The organism is Kitasatospora sp. NPDC096077, from assembly GCF_040303245.1.
In the GTDB taxonomy this organism is placed as follows: Bacteria; Actinomycetota; Actinomycetes; order Streptomycetales; family Streptomycetaceae; genus Kitasatospora.
Map to the genome: position 1 here is coordinate 13,312 of NZ_JBEOSV010000029.1, position 13,504 is coordinate 26,815.

At 74.5% G+C, this 13,504-nt stretch carries 15 protein-coding genes; 8 read left to right on the forward strand and 7 right to left on the reverse strand.

The features are described 5' to 3' along the window. The first annotated feature begins 62 nt into the window (after window positions 1-62). Together ABTZ03_RS24080 and ABTZ03_RS24085 are read left to right on the forward strand one after the other, a co-directional pair. Window positions 63-593, forward strand: a complete 531-nt coding sequence (locus ABTZ03_RS24080) for a hypothetical protein (protein ID WP_350515127.1) — start codon at window positions 63-65, stop codon at window positions 591-593. Between the two features lie 140 nt (window positions 594-733). Beyond that, window positions 734-1,375 (forward strand): TetR-like C-terminal domain-containing protein, encoded by a 642-nt coding sequence (locus ABTZ03_RS24085; RefSeq protein WP_350515128.1) that lies wholly within the window; start codon window positions 734-736, stop codon window positions 1,373-1,375. A 35-nt stretch (window positions 1,376-1,410) separates the two neighbouring features. On the opposite strand, the gene ABTZ03_RS24090 is transcribed toward ABTZ03_RS24085, so the two are convergent. The 3 genes from ABTZ03_RS24090 to ABTZ03_RS24100 all read right to left on the reverse strand — a co-directional run bounded on the left by ABTZ03_RS24090 (window position 1,411) and on the right by ABTZ03_RS24100 (window position 4,874). Beyond that, the gene (locus ABTZ03_RS24090) at window positions 1,411-2,775 is read right to left on the reverse strand and encodes an FAD-dependent oxidoreductase (RefSeq protein WP_350515129.1); all 1,365 of its coding nucleotides are present in this window, start codon (window positions 2,773-2,775) and stop codon (window positions 1,411-1,413) included. Window positions 2,776-2,946: 171 nt separating this feature from the next. Beyond that, entirely contained in the window at window positions 2,947-3,747 is an 801-nt protein-coding gene (locus ABTZ03_RS24095; RefSeq protein WP_350515201.1) for a slipin family protein, read from the reverse strand. Between the two features lie 266 nt (window positions 3,748-4,013). Beyond that, the gene (locus ABTZ03_RS24100; protein WP_350515130.1) at window positions 4,014-4,874 is read right to left on the reverse strand and encodes an NAD(P)H-binding protein; all 861 of its coding nucleotides are present in this window, start codon (window positions 4,872-4,874) and stop codon (window positions 4,014-4,016) included. Window positions 4,875-5,136: 262 nt separating this feature from the next. Between ABTZ03_RS24100 and ABTZ03_RS24105 the strand changes: the two genes are divergently transcribed. Further along, window positions 5,137-5,793 (forward strand): pyridoxamine 5'-phosphate oxidase family protein, encoded by a 657-nt coding sequence (locus tag ABTZ03_RS24105; RefSeq protein ID WP_350515131.1) that lies wholly within the window; start codon window positions 5,137-5,139, stop codon window positions 5,791-5,793. Here ABTZ03_RS24105 and ABTZ03_RS24110 read toward each other — a convergent pair. After that, window positions 5,783-7,075 (reverse strand): MFS transporter, encoded by a 1,293-nt coding sequence (locus ABTZ03_RS24110; protein ID WP_502894567.1) that lies wholly within the window; start codon window positions 7,073-7,075, stop codon window positions 5,783-5,785. The two genes, ABTZ03_RS24105 and ABTZ03_RS24110, sit on opposite strands and share 11 nt — an antisense overlap. A 56-nt stretch (window positions 7,076-7,131) precedes the next feature. Between ABTZ03_RS24110 and ABTZ03_RS24115 the strand changes: the two genes are divergently transcribed. The 5 genes from ABTZ03_RS24115 to ABTZ03_RS24135 all read left to right on the forward strand — a co-directional run bounded on the left by ABTZ03_RS24115 (window position 7,132) and on the right by ABTZ03_RS24135 (window position 10,382). Further along, on the forward strand, window positions 7,132-8,115 hold the full coding sequence (locus tag ABTZ03_RS24115; RefSeq protein ID WP_350515132.1) for an ArsR/SmtB family transcription factor: 984 nt from the start codon (window positions 7,132-7,134) through the stop codon (window positions 8,113-8,115). A 60-nt stretch (window positions 8,116-8,175) separates the two neighbouring features. Next, on the forward strand, window positions 8,176-8,811 hold the full coding sequence (locus ABTZ03_RS24120) for an ATP-binding protein (RefSeq protein WP_350515133.1): 636 nt from the start codon (window positions 8,176-8,178) through the stop codon (window positions 8,809-8,811). Window positions 8,812-8,823: 12 nt separating this feature from the next. Continuing rightward, window positions 8,824-9,696: a glycosyltransferase family 2 protein gene (locus ABTZ03_RS24125; RefSeq protein WP_350515134.1), complete on the forward strand. Its 873-nt coding sequence runs from the start codon at window positions 8,824-8,826 to the stop codon at window positions 9,694-9,696. 72 nt (window positions 9,697-9,768) lie between these two features. Continuing rightward, window positions 9,769-10,014, forward strand: a complete 246-nt coding sequence (locus tag ABTZ03_RS24130) for a plasmid mobilization protein (protein WP_350515135.1) — start codon at window positions 9,769-9,771, stop codon at window positions 10,012-10,014. Then, window positions 10,011-10,382, forward strand: a complete 372-nt coding sequence (locus ABTZ03_RS24135) for a fic family toxin-antitoxin system, toxin component (protein WP_350515136.1) — start codon at window positions 10,011-10,013, stop codon at window positions 10,380-10,382. Before ABTZ03_RS24130 ends, ABTZ03_RS24135 begins: the two co-directional genes overlap by 4 nt. Before the next feature lie 30 nt (window positions 10,383-10,412). On the opposite strand, the gene ABTZ03_RS24140 is transcribed toward ABTZ03_RS24135, so the two are convergent. The 3 genes from ABTZ03_RS24140 to ABTZ03_RS24150 form a co-directional block, all read right to left on the reverse strand. Then, window positions 10,413-11,627, reverse strand: coding sequence for a glycosyl hydrolase family 18 protein (locus tag ABTZ03_RS24140; protein WP_350515137.1), 1,215 nt, complete (start codon window positions 11,625-11,627; stop codon window positions 10,413-10,415). A 73-nt stretch (window positions 11,628-11,700) separates the two neighbouring features. Next, window positions 11,701-12,375 carry a DJ-1/PfpI family protein gene (locus ABTZ03_RS24145; RefSeq protein ID WP_350515138.1) on the reverse strand — a complete coding sequence of 225 codons (675 nt, stop codon included), beginning with the start codon at window positions 12,373-12,375 and terminating at the stop codon, window positions 11,701-11,703. 56 nt (window positions 12,376-12,431) lie between these two features. Then, on the reverse strand, window positions 12,432-13,400 hold the full coding sequence (locus tag ABTZ03_RS24150; protein WP_350515139.1) for a GlxA family transcriptional regulator: 969 nt from the start codon (window positions 13,398-13,400) through the stop codon (window positions 12,432-12,434). Between the last annotated feature and the right edge of the window lie 104 nt (window positions 13,401-13,504).

The following is a 13,504-nucleotide window of genomic DNA, read 5'->3' on the forward strand; positions in this document are numbered from 1 at the left end:
CGGCGTTTCGCCGACGAACGGAACCGACGAGCAGAACCGACGAGCAGAGGACGACCTCCACCATGAAGCACACGACGACCCGCAGGGGCCTGGCCGCGCTGGCCGTGCTGATCGCCGCGGCGGGCACCCTCGCCCAGGGCGGCACGGCGCAGGCGGCGACCCGGGCGGCGGGCCAGTGCGGCGGGAACGTGGCCGACTACACCTACCCGGCGCGGCCGTTCCGGTTCGACGACCGGATCAGCAAGTGGCTCGGCATCACGGCCGTCCAGTTCAACGACGACATGACGCTGACCGTCACCCCGTTGAACAACCCCGCCACCGTGTCCGGCGGTTGGGAGCTGCACGACCCGAACGGGCCGAATCAGGCGAAGGTCGGCATCGTGACCTTCTACACCACCGTCTCACCGCCGGTGGAGGGCGACGGCGTGGCCAGCATCTACTGGTACACCGGCTTCCCGAACTGCAACCCGACCACCGTCAACTCGGCGAAGCAGCTGTTCCAGATCTACGGCGACGTCCAGATGCAGCCGGTCTACGAGGACAACAGCCGGGGCCCGCTGAGCAAGATCAACGGCTACCAGGCGGACCGCTGAGGCGACCTGTCGCGGCCTCCGGGGGGCGAGCCGGAACGTCCCCGGAGGCCGGTCGCGCACGGTGCTTGGGAGGGAACGGGTTCGTTCACTAACATTGGGGGTAGGCCAGGTGAACAGAGAACCCCGGAAGGTGTGCCGTCATGACCGCTGAAGCCCGCACTGTCGCGGGCGGCACCGCGCACCCGGCAGCGGACGCCGCCCCCATCCGCCGGCGCGGCGAGGCACTGGAGAGCGCCATCTACGGGGCGGCCCTCCAACAGCTCACCACCGACGGCTACGCCCGGCTGACCATGGAGGGCGTGGCCGCGGCCGCGCAGACCGGCAAGGCCGCCCTCTACCGGCGCTGGTCCTCCAAGGAGGAGCTGGTCATGGACGCGCTGCGGGCCAGCCTGCCGCCGTCCGGACCGGCCCCCGACACCGGCAGCCTGCGCGGGGACCTGCTGGAGGTGGTCACCCGGCTGCGCACCGCGATGTTCAGCGAACTGGGAGCCGCCGTCCGCGCGATCATGGGCGAGCTGGACCACCGGCGCGCCCACGCCTTCCTGGAACTGGTGCTGGAACGGGTGGTCGAGCCGACCACCGCGCTGATCGCCGAGGTGCTCGACCGGGGCACCGCCCGGGGCGAGGTGCGCCCCGGGACCGTCACCCCGATGGTCACCGACGTGGTGCCGGCGCTGATGCTGTACCGGTTCAAGATGTGCGGCGGGGGGCCGGTGGAACTGGACCCGGCGGCGATCGTCGACGAGGTGCTGTTGCCGATCGTCCGCCCGGTCCGTTCCTGAGCCCTGAGCCCTGAGTCTTGAGTCAGGGCGCCGGCTCAGGCCCCGCTGTTGCGGAGCATCTCCTCGCGCTCGACGACCTTGACGCGCTCGCGGTCCTCGGCCCGGCCGAGCTCGCGCTCGTGGGCGTCCAGCTGCTTCCAGCCGTCCCAGGTGGTGAAGCGGACGCCACGGGCGCGCAGGTGCTCCTCGATCGCCGCCGGGTCGGGCTCGACGGCGCCGGGCAGCCGGCCGGTGGCGTGGTCGTCCAGCAGGCAGGCGACGGTCTCGTTGGCGTCGCCCTTGGTGTGGCCGATCAGGCCGACCGGGCCGCGCTTGATCCAGCCGGTGACGTAGACGGCGGGGACGTGCGAGCCGTCGCCGTCCAGGACGCGCCCGGCCTGGTGCGGGACGGTGCCGGAGACCGGATCGAAGGGCAGCTTGGGCAGCTCGTCGGAGTAGTAGCCGACGGCGCGATAGACCGACTGGACGTCCCAGTCGGTGTGCCGGCCGGTGCCGCGCACATTGCCGGTGCCGTCCAGCTCGGTGCGCTCGGTGCGCAGGCCGACGACCCTGCCGTCCTCGCCGAGCACCTCGACCGGGGACTCGAAGAAGTGCAGGTAGACCCGGTGCGGGCGGTCGCCGACGTCGCGGATCGCCCAGTTCTCGACGGTCGCGGCGACCAGGTCGACGTGCTTGACGGCGCGGCGCTCGGCGATCGAGCCCTCGTCGTACTCGATGTCCTCCGGGTTGACGATCACCTCGATGGTGGGCGAGTGGTCGAGCTCGCGCAGCTCCATCGGGCTGAACTTGGCCTGGGCCGGGCCGCGGCGGCCGAACACGTGGACCTCGACGGCGCGGTTGGCCTTCAGGCCCTCGTACACGTTCGGCGGGATCTCGGTGGGCAGCAGCTCGTCGGCGGTCTTGGCGAGGATCCGGGCGACGTCCAGGGCGACGTTGCCGACGCCGAGGACGGCGACCTTCTCGGCCTCCAGCGGCCAGCTGCGCGGGACGTCCGGGTGGCCGTCGTACCAGGAGACGAAGTCGGCCGCGCCGTAGGAGCCGTCCAGGTCGATGCCGGGCAGGTCGAGCGCGCGGTCGGCCATCGCGCCGGTGGAGAAGACCACGGCGTCGTAGTGGCGGTGCAGGTCGTCCAGGCCGAGGTCGGTCGGGTAGTCGACGTTGCCGAACAGGCGGACCTGCGGCTTGTCGAGGACCTGGTGCAGCGCGGTGACGATGCCCTTGATCCGCGGGTGGTCGGGGGCCACGCCGTAGCGGATCAGGCCGAACGGGGCGGGCATCCGCTCGAACAGGTCGATCGAGACGCCGGGCGCCTGCGCGGCGTCGGACTTCAGCAGGGCGTCGGCGGCGTAGATGCCGGCGGGGCCGGCTCCGACGATGGCGACTCGGATCGGGCGGGTCATGCGGACGGATCCTCCGGTCGGGCACGGCGAAAGGCGGATTGGTCTGGACCCTTGCAGCAAACCCGCTGTTCGGCCGGAGGTGTAGTCGGTTTTGATCTATGACGTCATAGAGCGGAGCTATGGCCGACCCGGGAACTTTTCCCGGGTCGGCGGCGTACCGGTCAGGCGCTGTCAGCTCTCCTCGACCGGCGCGGCGGGTGCCTGCGACGGGACGGCGGGGGTGGCTGTCGCCTGCGGCGGAGCGGCCGGAGCGGCCGGGCCGTCGGTGAGCCGGGCCGCGGAGGCCTCGAAGAAACGCAGCATCTCCACCGGGAACGGCAGCACCAGCGTCGAATTCTTCTCCGCCGCGACCTCGACCACCGTCTGCAGCATGCGCAGTTGCAGCGCCGCCGGGGTCTCGGCCATTTTGCCCGCCGCCTCGGCGAGCTTGGCGGCGGCCTGGAACTCGCCGTCCGCGGTGATGATGCGGGCCCGGCGCTCGCGGTCGGCCTCGGCCTGACGGGCCATCGAGCGCTTCATCGAGTCGGGCAGGCTGACGTCCTTGATCTCCACCCGGTCGATGTGCACGCCCCAACCGGCCGCCGGGCTCTCCAGCATGACCTCCAGACCCTGGTGCAGGTGCTCCCGGCCGGACAGCAGGTCGTCCAGCTCGCTCTTGCCGATGATCGAGCGCAGCGAGGTCTGGGCGACCTGCAGCATGGCGAAGCTGTAGTTCTGCACGTCCACGGTGGCCCGGATCGGCTCGACCACCCGGAAGTACAGCACCGCGTCGACGCTCACCGAGACGTTGTCCTTGGTGATGCCCTCCTGGGCGGGCACCGGCATGGTGACCACCTGCACGTTCACCTTGCGCATCCGGTCGATCACCGGCACCAGCAGCGTCAGGCCCGGCTCGCGGACCTGCCCGCGCACCCTGCCCAGCCGGAACACCACACCGCGCTCGTACTGCTGCACCACCCGCACGCCGGTCATCAGCCACAGCAGGACGACCACGACGGCGACCACGAGTACTGCCACGCTTGTTCTACCTTCTCCCCGTCGCGGCGCGGCCGGGCCGGGTCCGGAGTGGCCCTGTCGCCGGGCGCTCGCCGCGCGCAGCACAGTATGCTCCCGGCCGGCGCGGACGGTAAGGCGTGTGCAGGAGGATCTTGACGCAGCGTTGACGGGCTGCTCCCCGGCGCGCGCCGGCCCCGGGTCGGCCGGGGGTCGGCCGGGGCCGGGCAGGGGCCTGGCGGGGGTCAGGCGCGGAACGCGTCCGCGTGCTCGGCCGCGAACTCGGCGAAGGAGCGCGGCGGACGGCCGGTCGGCTTCTCCACGTCCGGGCTGACCGCCGAGGCGTGCCCGGCCGCGTAGAGCCCGTACAGCTCGACCATGCCCTCGGCCCGCCACGGGTTCCAGCCCAGGCCGAGCAGGCCCTCCAGGGCCGTCTCGGGGGTGAGCGCGGTGTACGCGACCGGGTGGCCCGCGGCGGCGGCCAGCTGCTCGGCCACCTCGCCGTGGGTGAGCGACGCCGGACCGGTCAGGGTGTAGACCGCGCCCTCGTGCCCCGTGCCGGCCAGCACCTCGACGGCGGCCGCCGCGACGTCCCGGGCGTCCACGTACGACACCGCGCCCTCGCCGCCCGGCGCGGCCAGCTGTCCGGCCCTGACGGTCGCGGCGGAGCCGAGGAAGTTCTGGTGGAAGCCGTTCGGGGCGAGGACCGTCCAGGGCAGGCCGGAGGCCTTCAGGTGGTCCAGGCCCGCCACGTGCGCGCCGACGAAGCGCACGCCCTCCGGCCGGTGCTCGACACCGGCGGCCGCGTGCAGCACGATCCGCGGTCGGCGCCCGGTGCGTACCGCCGCGTCGATCACGTTCCGCTCGTGCTGGGCCATCTCCGGGTGCACGGCGACCAGCAGGTACACGGTGTCGGCCCCGGCCAGTGCGGCGTCCAGCGAGGCCGGGTCGGCGAAGTCGGCGGCGACCCGCTCGACCGCCGCGTCCCACTCGGCCGGGCCCGCGGACCCGGCGCGCACCAACGCCCTTACCTCCCGGCCGCGTTCGCGCAGCCCGACGACGACCTTCGAGCCGACCGTACCGGTGGCACCCGTCACGACGATCACGGATGTGTCCCCTTGCTTCCCCGTTGTTCCCCGTTGTGCGACGCGGACTGATTCCACGTCAGGGGCATGATCGCAGGCGGTCGGTGGGCGATCAAGGTCGGGGCGGCCCGGCCGGCGGCGGGCGGTCGGCGGGTGCGCCGACACGCACGGGGCCCTGCCGTTCCTCGACTTGGGGTGGGCCGGGCGCTTGGATGGATCCGGCCTGGTCACCGCCCGAACAGCCGCCGGGGCACCGCCCTCGGCGAGCCGAGGAGCCACCACCGTGAACGACACCACCGAATCCGACCCCACCGCCGTGGCCCGCCGGGTCGCCGAACGGCGCGAGCGACTCGGGCTCACCGAGGAGGACCTCGCCCACCGGGCCGCGATGGCGCCGCGCTACCTGGGCCACCTGCTGCAGGCCGGGCCCGAGTTCGACCCCGGCGGCTTCGTCCGGATCGCCGCCGCCCTCGGGCTGAGCCGGCAGGAGCTCCTGGAGGGCCGCGCGGACGCCCCGCCCGGGCGCGGCGGGCCCGGCCCCCGGCCCCGGCTGCTCGACCTGACCGACGCCGAGTGCTGGGAGCTGGTCGGCTCGCACGGGATCGGCCGGATCGGCCTGCCGGTGCGCCCCGGCCCCGCGGTCTACCCCGTCAACTACGTGGTCGACCACGCCTCCTTCGCCTACCGCACCGCCCACGGCACCGCCACCGCGCCCGAGCCGGGGGCCGAGGTGTCCTTCCAGGTCGACCGGATCGACGAGTACCTGGGGCGCGGCTGGAGCGTGCTCGCCCTCGGCACGGCGCAGTACCTGGACGACCCGGAGGAGGTGCGCCGGCTCGACGGCCTGCCCGGCGCGGCCCCGTGGGCGGGCGGCGACCGGCCTTGCTGGGTGCGGATCCGGTGCGCCGAGATCAGCGGCCGACGGCTGGTCACCGGCTGAGCCGGGTCGTCCCGGCCGCGCGCCGGGCCGCGTGTCGGGCCTCACGTCGTGCCTGCCGCCCGGCCCGTCGTACGGTCGACAGGTGGCGGCCGAGCGCGACGGCGGCCAGCAGGGCGAGCAGCGCGCACACGCCCCACCACCCGGCCCGGCCCCAGACCCGGACACCGAGCCAGGAGCCCGCGCTGCCGCCCAGATAGCCGCAGGTCATGTAGGCGGTCTTGACCCGGCCCGGCGCGTCCGGGCGTACCGCGTACGCCCGGGCCTGGCCGGCCACCATCCCGCACTGCATCGCCACGTCCAGCAGCAGCGTGCCGAGCACCAGCGCCGCCAGCCCCAGCGGGCCGCCCCGGGCGCCGAGCGCAAGCACCGGGGCCGAGCCGAACACGCCCAGCAGGCAGACCAGGTTCACCGGGTCCGGCCCGTGCCGGTCCACCAGCCGGCCCGCGTACGGGGTGCAGAACACGGTGGCCGCCCCGACCAGGGCCAGCAGGCCCACCGCCGGGGCGCCCAGCCGGTACACCGGGCCGGTGAGCAGCAGCGCCAGACAGGTCCAGACCGCGGAGAACCCGGCGAAGACGCAGGCCTGGTACAGGCTGGAGCGGCGCAGCTCGGGCTCGGTGCGCAGCAGCCGGAACGGTTCGGCGAGCAGCGCCCGGTACGGCTGGCGGGAGGTCGGGACGGTGGTCGGCACGGCGGTCCCGAGGACGATCGCGAGCAGCAGTGCCGCGGCGGCGGCGACCAGGTACGGGGCCCGCCAGCCGAGCCACTCGCCGAGCGTGCCGCCGAAGGTGCGGGCCAGCAGCATCCCGGCCGTCGAACCGCTCAACAGCACGCCGATCACCGCCCCTTGGCGCTCCGGCGGGGTCAGTCCGGCCGCCAGCGGGCCGACCACCTGGGCGGCGACGGTGGTCAGGCCGACCGCCGCGCCGGCGGCCGTCAGCGGGCCGAGTGCCGGGGCGCAGCCGGCGGCGAGCAGGGCGAGGCCGGTCAGCGACAGCAGCACGACCAGCAGCGGGCGGTTGGGCAGCCGGTCGCCGAGCGGTACCAGCAGCACGATGCCGGCGGTGTAGCCGAGCTGGGTGGCCGTCACCACGACGGCAGTCGCGTCCGGTGACACGTGCAGGCCGGCGGCGACCAACGGGCCGACGGCCTGCGGGAAGTAGAGGTTGCCGACCGCCACGGCGCAGGTGACGGCGAGGAGGGCCAGGAGCCGGCGGGGCATGGCGCGGGTCGTGGGGTGGGGCGTGGAGCCGGGCATGGAGCCGGGCATGGAGCGGGTCATGGAAGGAAGTGCACGGCACCCGCTGGGCGGCGCCAATCGATGTAGCGTGGCACTTAATGATCAGCTTCGAACTCGACGTCGAGGACCTCGCCGACACCCGCTTCGCGCTCTCCCCGCTGCACGAGGCCGTCCTCAGCCTGCGGGTCCTCCAGGACCCGGGGCTCTCCGCCCTCCACCTGCCCTGGCGGCGCTGGGCGCGGCAGCGGCTCGACGGTTCGGACACCGAACTGCTGCTGGCCCTGGTCGCCCGCCGGCGCACCCTGCCCGATGTCCTCACCCCGACCCCGGAGCGCTTCGCGCCGGACTTCGAGGAGGAACTCGCCGTCGTGGCACGGGCCCCGGCGGCCGTGCTGCGGCACGATCTGCGGCTCGCCCACGCGCCCGACCCGGTGCCGGAGGCCCTGCGGGACGCCCTCGACGGGGACGACGCGGCCGTCCTCGCGCTGCGCGACGCCGTCTGCGCACTGCTGCGCCGCTACTGGACGGTGGCGATCGAGCCGCTCTGGCCCCGGATGCGGCTGGTGCTGGAGGCGGACATGACCTACCGGGCCCGCCAACTCGCCCTCGGCGGAGCCCGGTTGCTGTTCACCGGCATGCACCCCGACCTGCGCTGGGAGAACGGGGTGCTGCACGTGGACCGGATGATCGGCCACCACCGGGTCGCGTCCTCCGGCCAGGGTCTGATGCTCCTGCCGTCCGTCTTCGCCCACAAGCCCGCGCCCCCGGTCAGCCCGGACGAACCGCCGCGCCTGGTCTACCCCAGCCGCGGCGTGGCCACCCTCTGGGACACCCCGCCGGCCCCCGACCCGACCGCCCTCGCCACCCTGCTCGGCGCCCCGCGCGCCCGACTGCTCCTGCTGCTGGAGGAACCGCTGCCCACCGTCGAACTGGCCCGGCGGCTCCGCGTCACCCCGAGCGCCGTCTCCCAGCAGCTGCGGGTGCTGCACGCCACCGGCCTGGTCGCCCGGGCCCGGGACGGGCGGCAAGTGCTGTACCGGCGCAGCGGGTTGGGGGACCGGTTGGTGGCGGGCGGCGGCTGACCGACCGGACCCGCGCCGCGAAGCCGCACCCTGGGCCGGCTGCTCCGGCATACTCCTCGGATGGACGGATCGAGCAGGGCCGACTGGACCAACACCACCCACGACTGGGCCGCCGCCGTGGATGCCGAACACCTCGCCCGGATCCGCGCCGACCCGGGGGAGTTCGCGCCGGGCGGCGTCGCCCACCTGCTGCTGGAGGTGCTCGCCTACCCCGCCGACGAGGCGGCCGCGCGCGGCGCCGGCCGGTGCACCGTCACCCTGCACGCCGACGGCTCGGTCTCCGTCCGGGACGACGGACGGGGCACCGACACCCGGGTCGACGAGCACGGCGAGGTGGTCAAGAAGCCCGTCATGGCGACCAAGGACCTGCGCTTCTTCGACCACCCCGGGGCCGAGTCGCTCCCGGACGGGCACCCGCGCCGGGGCATGTCCGTGGTCGCGGCGCTCAGCACCCGGCTGCTGCACACCAACCGCCGGGCCGACGGCGCCTGGACCCAGCGCTACGAGCACGGCCTCCCCACCACCGGACTCGACCCGATCGAGCCCGACGGCACCACCGGCACCTGCGTGACCTTCCGGCCGGACGACTCGTTGTTCGTACCGAGCCCGTTGGACCCGGACCGGCTGGCGCGGTGGGCGCGGCACTGGCCCGCGCTGGAGGTCCGGGTGGAGGAGGACGGGGGGAACGGCGGATAGGGCGGGTGCGGGATGGGCGTGACCCTCGGCGTGGTGGTGCTGACGATGGGCGACCGCCCCCGCGAACTGCGCGCGCTGCTCGACTCGGTGGCCGCCCAGGAGGGCGACGCCGCGACCGTGGTGGTCCTCGGTCAGGGCGTCCCGTTGCCCGAACTCCCGTCCTGGGTCCACGCGGTGGAGCTGCCCGAGAACCTCGGCATCCCCGGCGGCCGCAACCTCGGCGCCGAGAAGCTCCGTCGGCTCGGCGGCATCGACGTCCTGGTCAACCTGGACGACGACGGACTGCTGCCGCGCACCGACACCTTCCGGCTGGTCCGGGAGGCCTTCGCCGAGGACCCGCGGCTGGGTGTGGTCGGCTTCCGGATCGCCGACGAGACCGGGCACACCCAGCGCCGGCACGTGCCGCGCCCGGGCGCCGCGGACCCGCTGCGCTCCGGTGAGGTCACCGGCTTTCTGGGCGGCGGCCACGCCATCCGGGCGGAGGTGTTCGCCCGGGTCGGCGGGTTCTGCGCGCCGTTCTTCTACGCCCACGAGGAGACCGACTTCGCCTGGCGCGTGCTGGACGCCGGATGGACCGTCCACTACCGCGCCGACCTGCTGCTCCAGCACCCGCGCACCGACCCCGCCCGGCACGAGACCTACTACCGCCGCACCGCCCGCAACCGGGTCTGGCTGGCCAAGCGGCACCTGCCCGCCGTATTGGTGCCGCTCCACCTGGCCGCCTGGACGCTCTACACGCTGAGCCGCCGTCCGCCGAGGGCGGGCCTGCGGGCCTGGTGGGCCGGGTTCCTGGAGGGCGTCCGCACCCCGTGCCCGCCCCGCCGCCCGCTGAGCTGGCGCACGGTGTGGCGGATGACCCGGCTGGGGCGGGCCCCGGTGTTCTGACGCCGCCTTGCGGTTCCCCGCCATTCCGAGGCCGCCTTGTATCGCGCGGTACAGCTGGCTACGCTCGCCGCCATGAAGCAGCTCAACGTACGACTGGACGACGCCGTGCACGAGGCGCTGGAGCAGCGCGCGGAGGCCGCCGGGATGAGCCTGCCGGACTACGCGCGCAAGGTGCTGGCGGAGGAGGCGGACGAGCGGCGCGAACGCTTCCTGACCGCCGCCGCCCACTTCGCGCACGCCTGGGGCCCGGCCTTCGAGGAGGAGTTCGGGCCCTACCCGCGCGGCAGCCGCGAGGACGCCACGGCGGACGCGGCGTGATCCTGCGGATCGACCGGGCCTGGCTGCTCGACATCGCCCACCAGTTCCTGCCCGGCGATCCCGACGTCACCGACTACGGCACCCTGACCGCCGCGGTGGCCCGGCACGCCGACGAGGTGATGGAGGTCCCCGTCTACGGCGCGGTGCACCAGCGCGCGGCCGCGCTGATGCACCAGTTGATCCGCGTCCCGGCGCTGGAGTCCGTCAACGAGCACTTCGCGGCGGTGGTCGCCGCCGCCTACCTCAGCGCCTCGGGCGTCATCGTCACCGCCGAACCCAAGCAGGCCGTCGAGCTGGCCGCCCGGATCCGCTCCGGCCAGGCCTCGGTACGCGACACCGCGGCCGGCATCCGGACCTGGTACCGCTGAGCCGGGCCCGGGCGGTCGGGCCCGGTCCGCCTACCGGCCGAGGGCGGCGGCGGAGAACCAGGGGTTGCCGCCGAGCACCCAGACCGACACCCGGGTGACGCCCGCCTCCCTGAGCACGGCCAGTTTGGCGTCCATGCCCGCCTGGTCGGTGTAGTCGTAGAGCGTCCCGCCGTTCGTCCAGCGGACCTCGCCGGAGCCGGCGTCCCGGCGGGCGGCCACCGTGGCCGGGTCCTCGCTGTAGCCCGGCCGCCCACGCAGGTCGGCGAGCGGCACGCTGTCCTTGATCCTGCCGGTGTCGCAGGGGTCGGGCGCGGAGAAGCCGTACGAGGCCAGGCCGATGACCAGCCGGTCGGGGTCCGGCACCTTGGCGCGGGCGAACGCCACGCCGGCCCGGACCCAGTCGTGCGGGGAGACGGCCAGGCAGCGGCCGCCGGTGGTGTTGAACATCCGGCCGTAGTCCATCACGACCAACTGGTCCGCGCCGGCCTTCATCAGCGCGGTGTAGTCGAACGGGGAGTCGCCGTCGGCGACTTCGACCGGGCCGTCGATCTGGAGCCGCAGCCCGGCGGCGTGCAGGTCACGGGCCAGCTCGGTGACGAAGGCCTGGTAGCCGCGCTCGTCGTCCGGGGACCAGTTCCAGAAGTCCTCGAAGTCGATGTCCACACCGGTGAAGCCGATCCGCCGGGTGAACCCGGTCAGCTGCGAGACGGCGGCGGTCCGCCGGCCGGGGTCGCCGACCAGGGCGGCGACCGTGGCCCGGTCCATGGCCGAGACGGTGACGTACTGGGCGGCCGAATGCGCCTTGATGTCGGCCGCGTTGGCGTCGCTGAAGCCGTTGCAGGGCAGGTTCTCGGCGGTCTGCAGCACCAGTGCGCCGTCCTTGCCGACCTGCCAGTACTCCGCCTTCAGGACACCGTCGCGCAGTCGGCCGTCCCGGTACTCCGCCGGTGCCCGGCAGGTGGCCTCGCCGGTGGAGCCCGGGTACACCCAGGCCTCCAGGGCCGGGGTCGGCCCCTGACCGGCGGCGCGACTACCGGCGGCGGGGGTGCTCGGCGTCGCCGGAGCGGCCGCGGGGGAGCTCGGAGCCGCTGTGGTGGAGGCGGGGCTGCTCGGGCCCGACGGGCCGGCGGCCGAGGTGCCCCCGCCACCGGTGCAGGCGGCCGCCCCGAGGGCCAGGGCGGCGGCGACGGCCGCCCGGAGGACCGGGCCGGAGCCGTGCGGACGGAGGTGGCGACTGACGGACATGACGGCCTTTCCCGGCTACGACCTGCTGGGTTCCGCAGGCGCGTCCAGGTCGGGAGCAGCATGTCACATGCCGTCACCCCTGGTGGCGGTCGGTCCCGGCGGAGAGCAGCGGGCCGCCGGCGCGCTGGGGGCGGTTCGCCAGGTAGGCCTTCGCGGCCTCGGGGGCCTTGGCGTAGGAGCCCGCGTCGAAGGGCGGCTGGGGGTCGTACTCGATGGCGAGCTGGAAGGCCTCGGCGGCGGTCCGTCCGGCGATCAGTTCGGCCAGCCGCAGTGCCATGTCGATGCCCGAGGACACCCCGGCGGCGGTGACGATGCCGCCGGGCTGCTCCACGACGCGGCGCGCGGTGTAGCGGGCGCCGTAGGACTCCAGGGTGTCGACGGCGCTCCAGTGGGTGGTGGCCTCCAGCCCGTCGAGCAGCCCGGCGGCGGCGAGCAGCAGGGAGCCGGTGCAGACCGAGGTGGTCCAGGTGGTGGTGGCGTGGATGCGGCGGATCCAGTCGAGCAGCGGCTCGTCGGTCAGGCCGCGGCGGGCGCCCGGGCCGCCGGGGACCAGCAGGACGTCGGCCGCGCTGACCTCGTCGAACGAGGCGGTGGCGAGCAGGCCGAGCGAGCCCACGGTGTCCAGGACGGGGCCGGGAGTGGCGGCGGCGAAGACGACCTCGGCCTCCGGGAGCATCCGGAGGACCTCGTACGGGCCGATGGCGTCGAGGGCGGTGACGCCGTCGAAGAGCGGGATGGCGATGCGCATGGCGGGGCCTTTCGATCAGAGGTGGACAGGCGGCGGGCGGGCGGTGAGGGCGTACGTCAGGCGTGGGCGGAGAAGCGCCTGCGGTACTCGCCCGGGGTGACGCCGAGGCTGCGCTTGAAACTGCGGTGCAGGGTCTCGACGGTGCCGAAGCCGCAGGAGTGGGCCACGGCGTCGAGGGTGACCGCGGTGGTCTCCAGCAGCCGCCGGGCGGCCTCGATCCGGACGCTCTCCACGTACGCGGCGGGGGTGCGGCCGGTCTCCGCGCGGAAGACCCGGGTGAAGTTCCGTTCGCTCATCGCGGCGCGGGCGGCCAGGGCCGGGACGCCGAGGTCGCCCTCGGGGTGGTCGGCGACCCAGTCGAGGACGTCCCGCAGCGGGGCCCGGTCCGGCCGCTGGGCGGCCAGCTGGGCGCTGAACTGGGCCTGGCCGCCCGGTCGTTGGACGAACATCACCAGTTGGCGGGCGATCGTGCGGGCGACCTCGGGGCCGTGGTCGGCCTCGGTCATGGCGAGCGCGAGGTCCAGACCGGCGGTGATCCCGGCCGAGGTCCACAGCTCGCCGTCCCGGACGAAGATCCGGTCGGGTTCGACGGTGACCCCCGGGTACTGCTCGGCCAGCTGGTCGCAGCGCGACCAGTGGGTGACCGCGCGGCGCCCGTCGAGCAGTCCGGCGGCGCCGAGCAGGAAGGCGCCGCTGCACACCGAGGCGGTACGGCGGGCGCGCCCGGCGGTGCGGGTGAACCAGTCGACGAAGCGGCGGTCCTCGCAGGCCCGGTGGACGCCCCGGCCGCCGACGGCGACCAGGGTGTCCACCGGGTCGTCGGCCTGGTCGGCTTGGTCGATCGTCAGGGTCGGCGTGACGCCGAGACCGCTGCTCGCGGGCACCGGCCCGGGGGCGGCGGCCACGGTGTCGACGACGACCCCGCCGGTCAGCCGCCCGGCCTGGGTGAAGACCTCGTGGGGTCCGGTCAGGTCGAGGATCTGGAAGTCCGGGAAGACGGCGAAGACGATGCGCGGGCTGCTCACACCTCCAGCCTGCTCGGGCGGGCCGATGGCGGCAAGGACACGGAGGTGACGATTTCCGCCACGTCCTGGCGGTAGGCGGACCGGGCCGGGGAGTGGTCAGGGGC

Bases quoted from the DNA above. Each gene is read 5' to 3' on its own strand.
- ABTZ03_RS24080 (WP_350515127.1), top strand. From the start codon at position 63: ATGAAGCACACGACGACCCGCAGGGGCCTGGCCGCGCTGGCCGTGCTG.
- ABTZ03_RS24085 (WP_350515128.1), top strand. From the start codon at position 734: ATGACCGCTGAAGCCCGCACTGTCGCGGGCGGCACCGCGCACCCGGCA.
- ABTZ03_RS24090 (WP_350515129.1), bottom strand. From the start codon at position 2,775: ATGACCCGCCCGATCCGAGTCGCCATCGTCGGAGCCGGCCCCGCCGGC.
- ABTZ03_RS24095 (WP_350515201.1), bottom strand. From the start codon at position 3,747: ATGACCGGCGTGCGGGTGGTGCAGCAGTACGAGCGCGGTGTGGTGTTC.
- ABTZ03_RS24110 (WP_502894567.1), bottom strand. From the start codon at position 7,075: ATGACCCGCTCCATGCCCGGCTCCATGCCCGGCTCCACGCCCCACCCC.
- ABTZ03_RS24115 (WP_350515132.1), top strand. From the start codon at position 7,132: ATGATCAGCTTCGAACTCGACGTCGAGGACCTCGCCGACACCCGCTTC.
- ABTZ03_RS24120 (WP_350515133.1), top strand. From the start codon at position 8,176: ATGGACGGATCGAGCAGGGCCGACTGGACCAACACCACCCACGACTGG.
- ABTZ03_RS24125 (WP_350515134.1), top strand. From the start codon at position 8,824: ATGGGCGTGACCCTCGGCGTGGTGGTGCTGACGATGGGCGACCGCCCC.
- ABTZ03_RS24130 (WP_350515135.1), top strand. From the start codon at position 9,769: ATGAAGCAGCTCAACGTACGACTGGACGACGCCGTGCACGAGGCGCTG.
- ABTZ03_RS24140 (WP_350515137.1), bottom strand. From the start codon at position 11,627: ATGTCCGTCAGTCGCCACCTCCGTCCGCACGGCTCCGGCCCGGTCCTC.
- ABTZ03_RS24145 (WP_350515138.1), bottom strand. From the start codon at position 12,375: ATGCGCATCGCCATCCCGCTCTTCGACGGCGTCACCGCCCTCGACGCC.